Genomic DNA, 13,530 nt, shown 5'->3' on the forward strand with positions numbered 1-13,530 from the left:
AAGCATCGCCGACAGTCAACGGGGCTGAAGGTCTTGTCTTCCTCACCGTGACACTCATGTGATGCTCAGGTCAGGGCAAGACACAACACATCCCCCGAATACGCAGCCGCCTTTGTTCTCCCTTCCCGCCGTCTGCCCGCCGTGTCGTTCCGCGGGCCGGCCGGTAGCCTGGCGAGGTGCTTGAAGCGATCAAAGCCACTCGTTATGTGACACCGCTGCGTGAGGGGGGGTCGCTGCCCGGGATCATGGAGGCGGACGACCTCGGCACCCACGTCGTGAAGTTCCGCGGCGCGGGGCAGGGCCGCCGGGTTCTCGTCGCGGAGATCGTGGCCGCCGGGCTGGCCCGGCGCCTGGGGTTCCGTACGCCCGAGCTGAAGGTGATCGACGTCGATCCGCAGCTCGGCGCCCGCGAGCCCGACGAGGAGATCCAGGACCTGCTCAGGGCGAGCGAGGGCAACAACCTGGCGGTCGACTTCCTGCCGGGCGCGCTGGGCTTCGAGCCGCTCGCCTGGCCCCCCGAGCCCGGGTTCGCCTCCCGTCTGCTCTGGTTCGACGCGCTGATCCACAACGTGGACCGCAGCTGGCGCAACCCGAACCTGCTCCTGTGGCACGGCGACACCTGGCTCATCGACCACGGCGCCGCGCTCTGGTTCCACCACAACTGGCCCTCGGCCAACCCGCTGCGCGACTTCGACGCGGGCGACCACGTGATGGCGCCCTTCGCCACCCTGATGCCCGAGGCCGACGCCGAGTTCAGCGAGATGATCACCAGGGACCTGCTCGACGGGGTGGTGGACGAGGTCCCCGACGAGTGGCTGGAGGACGAACCGGGGTTCGACGGGGCGCAGGCGGTGCGGCAGGCGTACGTCGAGCATCTGCTGGCCCGCGCCCAGGGGCCGCGCACCTGGCTGCCGGGTCCCGCGGTCCAGGAGACACCGCAGGACCAGGAGAGGAAGACCGGCTCGGTGGGCGCGTTCTGGAGGGACAACCGGTGAAGGACGTCTACGAGTACGCGATCATCCGGGTCATCCCCCGCGTGGAACGCGGTGAGCTGATCAACGCCGGGGTGCTGCTCTACTGCCAGCCCCGCGAATACCTGTGCGCCCGGGTGGAGCTGGACGAGGCGCGCCTGCGGGCCCTCGACGACAGCGTCGACCTCGAAGGGGTACGGCACGCCCTCGGCGCCTACCAGCGCTCCTGCGGCAGCGACTCGGGGCCCCTGACCAGGGAGCCGCTGGGCGGCCGCTTCCGCTGGCTGACCGCCCCGCGCAGCACGATCGTGCAGACCGGCCCGGTCCACGCCGGTCTCACCGATGACCCGGAGACGGAGCTGGAGCGCCTCGTGGCCCGGCTGGTCCGCAGCCCTTGACCGGTCCGAGATGTCCGGCCCCAGAGGTTCGGTGTTGGTCCGAGGCCGCCCGGCCTCGGGAGCTCGGCGCCGCTCGCCGACGTGATCGCCACATCCCGGCCCGGCCGGGCGCCCCTGGGGCGGCCCAGACGGTCCGGCCCCGGAAAACAGAGGGCCGCTCCTGGGAGAGCACGGACGTGTCCGGGGGCGGGTTTCAGAAGAGCACGGACATGAAGGTGCCCACCTCGACGAAACCCGCCCTGCGGTAGGCGGCCCTGGCGGGGGCGTTGTAGTCGTTGACGTACAGCGAGACCACCGGCGCGAAGTAGTCGAGCGCGTGCTTGACCACCGCGGCCATCCCCGCCACCGCGTGGCCGCGGCCGCGCAGGTCGGGGTGGACCCAGACACCCTGGATCTGACAGGCGTGCGGCGTCACCGCGCCGATCTCGGCCTTGAAGACGACCCTGCCGCCCTCGATGCGGGCGTAGGACCTGCCGATCCTGATCAGCTCGGCGACCCTGGAGCGGTAGAGGGCGCCGCCGTCGCCCGCCTCGGGGGAGACGCCCACCTCCTCGGTGAACATCGCCACGCAGGCCGGGAGCAGGATGTCGAACTCGTCGGGCCGGACGCGCCGCACCAGCGGGTCGGCGGGCACGGGCGACGGCTCGGCGATCACCATGACCGGCTGCGCCCAGCGGATCGCGCGGGCGGTCCCCCAGTGCGGCTCCAGCCGCTCCCAGAGCAACTCCACCGCGTCCGCGGGGCCGACGATCGAGGAGCAGCGGCGGCCCTGCTTGCGCGCGCGATCGGCGAAGGCGTGGACGGCGTCCGTACCGGCGTTGACCGGAACCAGGTTCGCACCGGCGTAACAGATGGAGGTCAGGCCGCCGCGCGGCCCGAACCCCCACATCTGGCCACCGAGCCTGGCCGGATTGAGCCCGACCGAACGGACCCTGGAGGCGACGAAGACATTGCCGACGGGATCGGTGTCGAGAAGCGCCAGGACCTCGTCTCGATCGTTGTCGTCGAGCACGCGCGACGCCGTTGTGCGCAGCATCACGTGCTCAGCCTACGCGACCCCCTCGATTTTGGCAGGAACCAACACAGAGCCTCTCATCTACCTGCTTTGGCCATCTCTTTCCACCGGGCGCCTCACCATGTGCCTCACCACATGACCCGTCACGCGACCCGCCGCGTGACCGGCGGGGACACGGACGGCCGGTGGGGCGGCCACCGGAACAGGTGCGGGGACTCCCGGACAGCGGGCGTCAGGGGCGCCCGAGGTCTGGCGGGTGCCGGGCAGGGTGCCGTCCCTGAGGTAGGCGGCGAGGCGCCGGTCGACGCAGGCGTTCCCGTTGAGCGCGATCCCGTGGTTGCCGCCGGGCACGGCCAGCAGCCGGGAGCGGGAGAACAGGGCGCGCATCCGCACCGCCCCGGCGTACGGGGTGGCGGCGTCGCGCTGCCCCTGGATCAGCAGGACCGGCGGCAGCTTGGCGTCGTCGTGGATCCGTACCGGAGTCCCGGCCGGCTGGGGCCAGAAGGCGCACGGCGCGTTGTACCAGGCGTTGGGCCAGGTGAGGAAGGGTGCTCTGGTGTGGACCCTGGTCATGTCGGTCCGCCAGTGTGCCCAGTCGCGCGGCCAGGCGGCGTCGCGGCACTGCACCGCGAGATAGACCGCGTAGTTGTTCTCGTCCTTGTCGTCGTTCACCGCGTGCTTGCGGTAGGCGTTGACCAGGGGAGTCGCCTCCCCCTTCTTGACGTAGGCGGAGAACGCCCTGGCCAGCTGCGGCCAGATGACGTCCGAATAGCCGCCCAGGGTGTAGACGTCGTCGAGCTCACTCGGGCCGACCACCCCTCCGGCCGGGCGGCCGGCCAGCCGGGTCCGCATGGCGTCCCAGGCGAAGGAGACCGCCTTCTCCGTGGCGCCGAGCCGGTAGACCGGATTGTGGCGGGCGACCCACTTCAGAAAGTCCTCGTGCCTGTCCTGGAAGGCGATGCTCTGGTCGAGGTTCGAGCGATACCAGATGCCGCGCGGATCGACCACGCTGTCCAGGACGAGCCGCCTGAGCCGGTCAGGGAAGAGCGTCGCGTAGACGGCCCCGAGATAGGTCCCGTACGAGTAACCCAGGAAGCTGATCTTCGACTCGCCGAGGGCCGCCCTGATCGCGTCCATGTCCCTGGCGGAGTTCTCGGTGGTCATGTGCGGCAGCATCCAGCTCCAGCGCTCGCCGCACGCCTCGGCGTACCTGCGGGCCCGGCCGATCAGCACGTTCTCGTCGCGCCTGGTGACCGGCACCTGGTCGGGCCGCGGCGCCTCGTAGTACTTCTTGGGATCGACGCACTTCAGCGCGGGATCGCTCGCCCCCACCCCGCGCGGGTCGAACCCGATCACGTCGAACCGGTCGGCCAGGCCGTCGGGAAGCCCGGCCACCACGGTCCTGACCAGGTCGCGGCCGGACGCCCCGGGACCGCCCGGGTTGACCAGCAGCGCGCCGAGACGGTCGTGAACGGCCTTCCCCCTGATCCGGTTCAGGGCGATGCCGATGGTCCGCTGCGGGTTGGCGTAGTCGAGCGGCACCCTCAGGGTGGCGCACTCCATCGGGTTGTCCCCCGCTCCGGTGGACGCCGCCCCGGTCACCGGAACCCCGCCCTCGCAGGAGCCCCAGACCAGCCCCTCCCTCGCCTGTCTCTCCTGGGCCACCGCCCCCTGCGGCACCCCCATCGCCACGGCCAGCATCGCGATGCTCGCGGCGATCCCGACAACCCTCTTCTTCACTGTGTGATCCCCCTACTCGTACGGCAGAGGCGATGGTCTCCCGAGCGCGGCACGGTCATCCGGAACACAGCCGAACACCTGGCAAAGTGTAGTCAGATAATTGCTAACTGTAATGGCCGCAGGTGGGAAGGGCCGATCGAGGAGCCGTGAACGCCGGCAGCGGTCATCGGGGCCCCGACCGCCCCGGCGACCCGCCCGCGCCGCGGTACGGGTACGGCGAGGTGCGGCGCCCGTAAGACCGGCGAGCGCCCGCCTCCGGCCGCGCCTGCAGGCGAGACGGCGCGAGGCTGAACGCCAAAGGAAACCGCCCGCCCCGGCGCGAACGCGATCTCGGGGACGGGCGGAAGGGAACTCCACGGCAGGGCGGCCGTCGGCCCGGTTCTCCGCAGGTGCCGCATCTGCCGCGCCGTCGCGGGTCAGCGGCCGCGTCCGACGCGAGGAGGGACCACCCGGGGGCGGACGGGAGCAGGCGCGGGACGCGCGGTCAGCCGCCGACGACGACCTGGGGTCCGGGGGCGTCGTCGTCGAGATCGACCTCCACGCCCATCTCCTCCGCGAGGCGCAGGGCCTCCTCGATCAGGGTCTCGACGATCTGCGACTCGGGGACGGTCTTGATGACCTCGCCCTTGACGAAGATCTGGCCCTTGCCGTTGCCGCTCGCGACGCCGAGGTCGGCCTCGCGGGCCTCGCCGGGACCGTTGACGACGCAGCCCATCACCGCGACGCGCAGCGGCACCTTCAGTCCTTCGAGCCCTGCCTGGACCTGGTCGGCGAGGGTGTAGACGTCGACCTGGGCACGTCCGCAGGAGGGGCAGGAGACGATCTCCAGGCCGCGCTCGCGCAGGTTGAGCGACTCCAGGATCTGGTTGCCGACCTTGACCTCCTCGACCGGAGGGGCCGACAGCGACACGCGGATGGTGTCGCCGATGCCCTCGGCGAGCAGGGCGCCGAAGGCGACCGCGGACTTGATCGTGCCCTGGAAGGCCGGACCGGCCTCGGTGACGCCGAGGTGGAGCGGGTAGTCGCACCGGGCGGCGAGCAGGCGATACGCCTGGACCATCACGACCGGGTCGTTGTGCTTGACGGAGATCTTGATGTCACGGAAGCCGTGCTCCTCGAACAGCGAGCACTCCCAGAGCGCCGACTCCACCAGCGCCTCGGGGGTGGCCTTGCCGTACTTCTGGAGCAGGCGGGGGTCGAGCGAGCCGGCGTTGACGCCGATCCTGATCGGCACGCCGCGCTCGGCCGCCGCTCGGGCGATCTCACCGACCTTGTCGTCGAACTTCTTGATGTTGCCGGGGTTGACCCGGACCGCCGCGCAGCCCGCCTCGATCGCGGCGAAGACGTACTTCGGCTGGAAGTGGATGTCGGCGATCACCGGGATCTGCGACTTCCTCGCGATGATCGGCAGCGCGTCGGCGTCGTCCTGGGAGGGGACCGCGACCCGCACGATCTGACAGCCCGAGGCGGTCAGCTCGGCGATCTGCTGGAGCGTCGCGTTGACGTCGGCGGTGACCGTGGTGGTCATCGACTGGACGGAGACCGGCGCGTCCCCGCCCACGGGGACGGAGCCGACCATGATCTGACGGGATACGCGTCGCTCGGCGATCGGCCTGGTCCTGACGGACGGGATTCCGAGAGCAACAGAAGTCATTTTCAGCCCTTGAAGAGTCGACGACACCCATCAGTCTAGGCAGTCCCAGTGAGCTCGCGTGCCCGTATCCTCGCCCAGGAGTCGGCGTCGAGCACCTCGGCGACGGAGGCGGCCTCGGTCACCTCGTGCTCGCAGAGCACCGCCTCCACGGTGTCGACGATGCCGGGGAACGGCAGGCGCCCGGACATGAAGGCCTCGACACAGACCTCGTTCGCGGCGTTGTAGACGGCGGGGGCGGTGCCGCCGGCCTTGCCGACCTGCCTGGCCAGCGCGACGGCGGGGAAGGCCTCTTCGTCGAGCGGCTCGAACGTCCAGGTGTGCGCCGCGGTCCAGTCGACCGCGGCGGAGGCGTCGGCGACCCGCTCCGGCCAGCCGAGGGCGAGGGCGATGGGCAGGCGCATGTCCGGCGGGCTGGCCTGGGCGATGGTCGAGCCGTCGACGAACTCGACCATCGAGTGGATGACCGACTGCGGGTGGACGACGACCTCGATGCGGTCGAAGCCGATGTCGAAGAGCAGGTGGGCCTCGATGACCTCAAGGCCCTTGTTGACGAGTGTGGCGGAATTCACCGTGATGACCGGCCCCATCGACCAGGTGGGGTGGGCGAGGGCCTGCTCGGGGGTCACGTCCGCGAGGTCCGCGCGCGACCTGCCGCGGAAGGGGCCGCCGCTCGCGGTGACGACCAGGCGGCGCACGGCGGAGGCGTCGGGGCCGGCGGGGCCCGCCGCCCACAGGCACTGGGCCAGCGCGGAGTGCTCGGAGTCGACGGGGATCAGCTGGCCGGGTTTGGCCAGGCGTTTCACCAGCGGCCCGCCGACGATCAGCGACTCCTTGTTGGCGAGCGCGAGCACCCGGCCCGCCTCGAGCGCGGCCAGCGTGGAGGTGAGCCCCAGAGCCCCGGTGATGCCGTTGAGTACGACGTCGGCGGGCCAGGCGGCGGCCTCGGCCACCCCCTCGGGGCCGGCCAGCACCCGCGAGCCCACCCCGTGCGCGGCCAGGGCCTCCCGCAGCCGCGGCAGCGCGGAGGGGTCGGCGACGGCGACCACGTCGGGCCGGAACTCGGCCGCCTGCCTGGCCAGCAGGTCGATCCGGCCACCGTAGGCGGCCAGCGCGGCCACCCGGAACCTGCCGGGGTTGCGGGCGATGACGTCGAGGGACTGGGTCCCGATGGACCCGGTCGAGCCGAGCAGGACGACGGAGCGAACGGTGTCTGGCTGCACCGCCCCATTCTCCCGGCTCGGACCGCGCTGTCGAATCGGTCGCACCAGGGTGAATCCCCCTGTCCGCGATCCAACGCCCGGGGGATCGTCGAATCGGCCGTACCAGGATTGATCAATCCGGATCGGCGTACGCCAGTGTTGATCAGGCAGGATCGCGGCGAAAAACTGTTAGCCGTGGAGCACACGATAAAAGGCAGTATTTAAGTCCGAATTTCGTCATATCAATAGTTGTAAAGCCTGAGAAATGCATACGTACAGCGCACTAGCTTCCCGGAGCAGTGACAGGCCCTCGGGAGGTACATATGCGGCGCACGGCACGACTCATCCCTGTTCTCACCGCCATCGCGGGAAGCACACTGCTCTCCGCGACGGTCGCGCACGGCGCCACCGTGGAGGCCACGACGGGTGCCAGGCTGGACACCCCGGCGGGCGCGGCGGGCAGGAGCGGGGGCGGCGTCACCCCGGCGCGGGCCGTTCCCCAGCCGGTCGAGGAGGAGGCGGCCGACACCAAGAAGGAACAGCAGACCGTCCAGCGCTACTGGACCGAGGCGAAGATGGAGGCGGCCAAGCCGCTCGCCGCCCTCGTCCCCGAGAAGGACGGCGCCCGGCTCACCGCGGGGGCGATCGCGGCCCAGACCGCGGCCGACCCCGTCTCCGTCCCCGCGACCGAGCCCGACGGCGACGCCGTCACGGTCACCAGGGGCTCGGCGGCGGCCCGCGCCTCCACCGGCGCGGCGTGGACCCGTCGCGGGGCGATCGTCAAGACCGCGGGCCGGGTCTTCTTCACCTACCAGGGCCGCAACGCCTCGTGCTCGGCGAGCGCGGTGACCAGCGAGAACAAGAGCACCGTGATCACAGCGGGGCACTGCGTGAGGATGGGCGGCGCCTTCCACGGCAACTGGGTCTTCGTGCCCGGCTACCAGAACGGCGACCGGCCTTACGGCACGTGGGTGGCGACCACCCTCTACACCACCCCGCAGTGGAACAACAGCGAGGACATCAACTACGACGTGGCCTCGGCCGTGGTGGCCCCGCTGAACGGCAAATCGCTGACCGACGTGGTCGGCGGCCAGGGCGTCTCCTTCAACCAGGCGCGACGCCGGCAGATGCACTCCTTCGGCTACCCGGCCGCCGCCCCGTACGACGGTTCCAAACTGGTCTACTGCTCCGGGCGCGCGTTCGACGACTTCCTGATGTCCCGCGACATCGGGCTGAACTGCGACATGACCGGCGGGTCGAGCGGCGGACCCTGGTTCCTCGACTTCAACGAGAGCACCGGCCTCGGCACCCTGAACTCGGTGAACAGCTTCAAGTACGGCTTCGCCGAGGGCTGGATGTTCGGTCCCTACTTCGGGGCCGAGGCGCGGGCCGTCTACGAGGCGGCCCAGACCACCGGCACCCCCTGATATTCACCAAAAGTAATCACAGGAACACCACACGTAGTGCAAACTCGGGTTTCATGACCTCAAGCCTCCCCCTGCTTGCGGCCGCCTCGCTCCTCGCCGGGTCGCTGAGCGCCCCGATGCCCGGCGCGACGGCCACCTGGCAGGCGGTCACCGAGTTCGGGAAACGGTCCGCGAAGCCCTCCGTCCACCCCTTCGCGGAGACGGCGGAGAAGGCCGGGACGACGGAGACGACGGGGAAACCCGCGACGGTCGCGACGTCCGGTGCTCCGGACGTCGTCGAGCACGCGCCCGCTCCCACCGCGTCGGAGCGGGAGCGCCTGCTCGGCTACTGGACCCCCCGCCGGATGGCCTCCGCGACCCCCTTCGACCGGCTCGACAAGGTCGCCGGAACGCTCGGGCGGCTCTCCGCCACCGGTCGGGGGGTCGTCCCCCGCCAGAGATCGCGCGGCGCCGTGTCCCGCACCGCCGGCGCCCGGTGGACCTCCGGCGGGGCGGTGGCACGCACCACGGGACGGGTGTTCCTCACCATCAAGGGCAGCGACTTCGTGTGCTCGGCGAGCTCGGTCAGGAGCGCCAACAAGGATCTGGTGGTGACCGCCGGCCACTGCGTCAAGGACGGCACCGGCGCCTGGGCCGACAACTGGACCTTCGTCCCCGGCTACAGCCAGGGCCGCCGCCCGTACGGGCAGTACACCGCGCGCCGCATGTTCGTCGCGGGCCCCTGGTCGCGTGAGGGCGACGACAGCCACGACATCGGCATGGTGGCGGTCGCCACCAGCGGCGGCAGGCACCTCGGCGACGTCGTCGGCGGCCAGGACATCGCCTTCGGCGTTCCCAGGGGGCGCCTCGCGAGCGGTTTCGGCTTTCCCGCCGACGCGCCCTACGACGGTGAGCACCTGGTCTACTGCGCGGGCCCGCTCCGCGACGACCCGAACGGGCAGACCCGCGACCAGGGCATGCGCTGCGACATGACCGCCGGATCCAGCGGGGGTCCCTGGCTGAGCGGCTTCGACGCCTCCACCGGCCGGGGCACGATCGTCTCGGTCAGCAGTTTCAAGTACAGCGACGACCGCCGCACCATGTACGGCCCCTACTTCGGTGACTCGGCCAAGGCCCTCTACGCCACGGCCTCCGCGTCGTGACCTCGGCGCTGAGACCGCGCCGAGAGCGTCGCAAGGTCGCTTCGACGGCACCGAGAGCCGGAACCGGCCGCGGAAGGCCGGGCCTGTGGCGCCGGGACCGGCCCGTCGAAAGTTCGGGCCGGTGCCCCTGATGAGCCTCGGAAGGGCGGATCGGCGGCGCGCGGGTCGGGCCCCGGCCCGTCAGAGGGTGAGGCCGGTGAGGACCATCACCTTCTCGTAGGTGAAGTCCGCGATCGCCGAGCGAAGTCCCTCGCGGCCGACGCCCGAGTCCTTGACCCCTCCGTACGGCATCTGGTCGGCGCGGTACGACGGCACGTCACCGATGATCACACCGCCGACCTCCAGCTCCCGGTTGGCGCGGAAGGCGTGGTCGAGGTCGCGGGTGAACACCCCCGCCTGCAGGCCGTACCTGGAGTCGTTGACCGCGGCGAACGCCTCGTCCACACCGGACACCTTCTGGACGACCATCACCGGGCCGAAGACCTCCTCGCGGGAGACCTTGGCGTCGGCCGGCACGTCGGCGAGCACGGTCGGCGCGAACGTGGCGCCGTCGCGGGTGCCGCCGGTCAGCAGGCGGGCGCCCGCGGAGACGGCCTCGCCGACCCACTGCTCCACGCGCTCGGCGGCCTCGGCCGACACGAGGGGGCCGACCTGCGTCTTCTCGTCGGCGGGGTCACCGGTGACCAGGGCCTCGACGGCCGGGACGAGCCGGGCCACGAAGTCGTCGTGGACCGACGCCTCGACGATCACCCGCTGTACGGCGATGCAGCTCTGACCGGCCTGGTAGTTGGAGAACAGCGCGATCCGCGAGGCGGCCCAGTCGAGGTCGGCGTCGGCGAGCACGACCGCGGCGGCGTTGCCGCCGAGTTCCAGGGTCACGTGCTTGCGCGGGACCCGGTCGATGATCGCGTACCCCACGGGGGCCGAACCCGTGAAGGAGACGACCGGTAGGCGCGGGTCCTCGACCAGGGCACCGGCGCGGTCGTTGGACACGGGGAGCACGGAGAACATGCCCTCCGGCAGGTCGGTCTCGGCCAGGATCTCGCCCAGGACCAGCGAGGAGACCGGCGTCGCCGGTGCGGGTTTGAGGACGATCGGGGCACCGACGGCGATGGCCGGGGCCACCTTGTGCGCGACCAGGTTGAGCGGGAAGTTGAACGGGCTGATGCCCAGGATCGGGCCGTGCGGGACCCGGGAGATGTAGGCGAGGCGGCCCGCGGAGGCGGCCTCGGTGTCCAGGCGCACGGTCTCGCCACCGAGACGGCGGGTCTCCTCGGCCGCGAACCTGAAGGTGGAGATCGCCCGGCCGACCTCGCCGCGGGCCCAGAAGATCGGCTTGCCGTTCTCGGCGGTGATCAGGGCGGCGATCTCGTCGGCGCGCTCGGCGAGGCGACGCGAGACGTGCGCGAGGGCCTCGGCCCGTACGTGGATCGGAAGCGCGGCGGCCTGTTTCCGCACGGCCGCCGCGGCGGCCACGGCCTCCTCGACCTGGCCGTCGGTCGGCACGGAGCAGACGGCGACGACGCGGCCGTCATGCGGGTTGGTCACGGTGAGCTCGGTCTCGCCCTTGGCGGGGCGTCCGGCGAGCCAGAAGGGGCGCACGTCCATATCCAGACGCTATGTCACCGGCATGGGAGCGGCCTTACTCCACTCCGCACAACAGCCTCGCGACGGCACGCCGTTCCGCATAAAACCGCCCGCCCGTGCCCTGTAACGAAAACAGGGGTAATCGGGGATATTCCTTACAAGGCACCGGTTTGAATGATCTTCACCGTGGCTAAGTCACCGGATGACGATGAGAGCGGAAGGGCGTGGGCGCATGACCTTCTCGGCGCCGCGCGGCCTTCAGGGCGCCTACCTTGTCGGTGAGCGGGCATCTCAGGACGAGCTTCGTGCCAGGTTGCTCGACGTCGCCAGCCAGTTGCTGGTCACCATCGGGCCGGAGAGCCTCTCGATGCGTCGCATCGCCACCGAGGCGGGATGCTCGACGACCGTCGTCTACACCATGTTCGGCAGCAAGGAGGGCCTCGCCGAGGCGCTGTACCTGGAAGGCTTCGAGCGCTTCCGGCGCCGTCTGGAGGCCGTGCCCTCGCGCAAGGACGCCCTGGAGCACCTCATCGCGCTGGGTCCCGTCTACCGGGAGGTCGCGCTGGACGAGTCCGGTTACTACGCCCTGATGTTCGAGCGCGCGATCCCCGGCTTCGTGCCGAGCGAGCGGGCCAGGACCCTCGCCCGCGCGGCGCTGAACATCGTCGATCGGGTGATCGCGGACTGCATCTCGGCGGGATACATCGTCCCCACCCAGCCCAGGAAGATCGCCGACGCCGTGTGGGCCGCGGCCCAGGGCGCGATCGGCTTGGAACGTGCCGGGCACCTGCGCGACAGCGCCACCTACGAAACAGTCACCTATGCCGTCATCTCCCGCTATCTGGTCGTCGACCGCGACTGACCCCGCCCTCACCTGGCGACGGCGAGGGCGACCCAGAGTTCGGCGCGGACGGCGGGGTCCTCAAGGTCACGTCCGACCAGTTCCGCCACCCGGCGCATGCGGTAGCGCAGAGTGTGGCGGTGCACCCCGAGCCGCTGCGCCGCCGCGTCCCAGTGGCCGTTGCAGTCCAGGTAGACGCGCAGGGACCCGAGCAGATCCGCGCGCGAGCCGTACTCCCTGAGCGGGGCGAGCAGCGCGGAGGAGAACGCCTCCGCCACGCCGGGGTCGAGCAGGGAGAGCAGCCCCTGCCCCGCCAGGTCGGCGAAGCGCGCCACCGGCGCGGTGCCGCGCCCGGCCGCGGCGAGCGCCCGGTCGGCCTGCTCCAGTCCCGCGCGCAGGTCGTCGAGACCCACCGGTTCGCCGACCCCGACGGGGCCGTACTCTCCGAGCGTCGCGGCCACGGCGTCGGCCCGCGCGGGCGGGACCAGCAGGACCACCCTGTCGCCGTCGGCCGCCGCGAACTCGGCCCCCGCGGCCTCGAGCACCGCCTCCGGCTCACCGGCGCAGGCGATCGCCACCAGCGGCTCGCCGGCGAGTCGCTCCCCCAGCCGCTCCAACGTCTCGCGCCCGGCCTCCGGCTGCCCGGCCAGCAGCAGCCGCAGCACCGCGGAGCGAACCCGGCGTTCGGCGGCCAGGTGCTCCACACCGTGCTCGACGGCGAGTGTGAGCAGGGACGCGGCGGCGTTGACCACGGTGTGCGCGACCGGGGTGAAGGACCGGCCGATGCCGACGGCGAGGAATCCCCTCACCCGACGGGCTCCCAGTGGCCGCACGATGACGTGTTCCTCGGGTGAGGAGAGGGCGACGCTCGCGGGAGCGCCCTGACTCGTGATCCTTCTCAGCCGTTCCAGCTCGGGGCCGAGGTCTCCGGCCGCCGCGGCGGCGCCTCTGCCCGCCAGATGTCGTACGGCCCCCGCCTCGTCGAGCAGGATCGCCCAGCCGCCCAGCTCGCGGGCGAGGCGGTCGATCACCGCGCGAGGGCCCTCCGGGCGCAGCGCGGCACGGGTGAGGCGGCCCTGGGCGGCGAAGGCGCTGCTGAGCTCGTCGTACTGCTCGGCGGCGATCAGCTCGCTCACCGCCTTGCCGATGGCGACGAACGGGGTGTCGCGCGGCACCTCGACGAGCGGCAGCCCGGCCCGCGTGGCGGCCTCGACCAGTGCCTCGGGGATCGTCTCGTGCCCGAGTCCGACGCCGAACCCGAGTCCGGCGACGTCTCTGGCGACCAGGCGCTCGACGTAGGGGCCGGCGTTGCGGGCGTCCAGGCGCATGCCCGTGGTCAAAACCAGTTCGCCGCCCTCGAGGAACGGGGTGGGATCTTCCAGCTCGCTGACCGCCACCCAGCGCACCGGCCGGTCGAGCGCCTCCCGCCCGGTGAGGACCACGAGCCCGAGGGCGAGCCGCCGTACGACGGTGTTCAGCGTCGGCGCCATCCCCACCCCCTTTTTTGTACGTTATGTCTATTCTGCTCTTCGCAATTTTGCCATAGTGCATCATCG

Annotated in this window: 11 protein-coding genes; 5 read left to right on the forward strand and 6 right to left on the reverse strand. The window is 71.4% G+C overall.

The features are described from left to right. The first annotated feature begins 176 nt into the window (after nt 1-176). Nucleotides 177-995 carry a HipA family kinase gene (locus tag AB0B96_RS14285; RefSeq protein ID WP_362898723.1) on the forward strand — a complete coding sequence of 273 codons (819 nt, stop codon included), beginning with the start codon at nt 177-179 and terminating at the stop codon, nt 993-995. Beyond that, entirely contained in the window at nt 992-1,369 is a 378-nt protein-coding gene (locus AB0B96_RS14290) for a DUF3037 domain-containing protein (protein WP_350944798.1), read from the forward strand. Before AB0B96_RS14285 ends, AB0B96_RS14290 begins: the two co-directional genes overlap by 4 nt. Before the next feature lie 193 nt (nt 1,370-1,562). Here the strand turns inward: AB0B96_RS14290 and AB0B96_RS14295 are convergent, their stop codons facing one another. From AB0B96_RS14295 to dxr, 4 genes are all read right to left on the reverse strand, one after another. Next, nucleotides 1,563-2,405, reverse strand: a complete 843-nt coding sequence (locus AB0B96_RS14295; protein ID WP_350944854.1) for a GNAT family N-acetyltransferase — start codon at nt 2,403-2,405, stop codon at nt 1,563-1,565. Between the two features lie 60 nt (nt 2,406-2,465). After that, entirely contained in the window at nt 2,466-4,124 is a 1,659-nt protein-coding gene (locus AB0B96_RS14300) for an alpha/beta hydrolase (protein ID WP_362898726.1), read from the reverse strand. A 484-nt stretch (nt 4,125-4,608) separates the two neighbouring features. Beyond that, complete coding sequence (ispG, locus tag AB0B96_RS14305; protein ID WP_350944802.1) at nt 4,609-5,778, reverse strand: flavodoxin-dependent (E)-4-hydroxy-3-methylbut-2-enyl-diphosphate synthase; 1,170 nt, start codon at nt 5,776-5,778, stop codon at nt 4,609-4,611. Nucleotides 5,779-5,813: 35 nt separating this feature from the next. Beyond that, nucleotides 5,814-6,998: a 1-deoxy-D-xylulose-5-phosphate reductoisomerase gene (gene dxr, locus AB0B96_RS14310; RefSeq protein WP_362898728.1), complete on the reverse strand. Its 1,185-nt coding sequence runs from the start codon at nt 6,996-6,998 to the stop codon at nt 5,814-5,816. A gap of 302 nt (nt 6,999-7,300) precedes the next feature. Between dxr and AB0B96_RS14315 the strand changes: the two genes are divergently transcribed. Beyond that, nucleotides 7,301-8,404 (forward strand): peptidase, encoded by a 1,104-nt coding sequence (locus AB0B96_RS14315; RefSeq protein WP_362898730.1) that lies wholly within the window; start codon nt 7,301-7,303, stop codon nt 8,402-8,404. Nucleotides 8,405-8,457: 53 nt separating this feature from the next. Further along, complete coding sequence (locus AB0B96_RS14320; protein WP_362898732.1) at nt 8,458-9,546, forward strand: trypsin-like serine protease; 1,089 nt, start codon at nt 8,458-8,460, stop codon at nt 9,544-9,546. Nucleotides 9,547-9,726: 180 nt separating this feature from the next. On the opposite strand, the gene AB0B96_RS14325 is transcribed toward AB0B96_RS14320, so the two are convergent. Continuing rightward, nucleotides 9,727-11,154: an aldehyde dehydrogenase family protein gene (locus tag AB0B96_RS14325; protein ID WP_362898734.1), complete on the reverse strand. Its 1,428-nt coding sequence runs from the start codon at nt 11,152-11,154 to the stop codon at nt 9,727-9,729. Nucleotides 11,155-11,365: 211 nt separating this feature from the next. Between AB0B96_RS14325 and AB0B96_RS14330 the strand changes: the two genes are divergently transcribed. Next, nucleotides 11,366-11,995 carry a TetR/AcrR family transcriptional regulator gene (locus AB0B96_RS14330; RefSeq protein ID WP_362898736.1) on the forward strand — a complete coding sequence of 210 codons (630 nt, stop codon included), beginning with the start codon at nt 11,366-11,368 and terminating at the stop codon, nt 11,993-11,995. Between the two features lie 8 nt (nt 11,996-12,003). Here AB0B96_RS14330 and AB0B96_RS14335 read toward each other — a convergent pair whose 3' ends face one another. Then, nucleotides 12,004-13,464, reverse strand: coding sequence for a PucR family transcriptional regulator (locus tag AB0B96_RS14335; protein ID WP_362898738.1), 1,461 nt, complete (start codon nt 13,462-13,464; stop codon nt 12,004-12,006). Nucleotides 13,465-13,530: the final 66 nt, after the last annotated feature.

Origin of the sequence: Streptosporangium sp. NPDC049046, from assembly GCF_040649155.1 — a bacterium.
In the GTDB taxonomy this organism is placed as follows: domain Bacteria; phylum Actinomycetota; class Actinomycetes; order Streptosporangiales; family Streptosporangiaceae; genus Streptosporangium.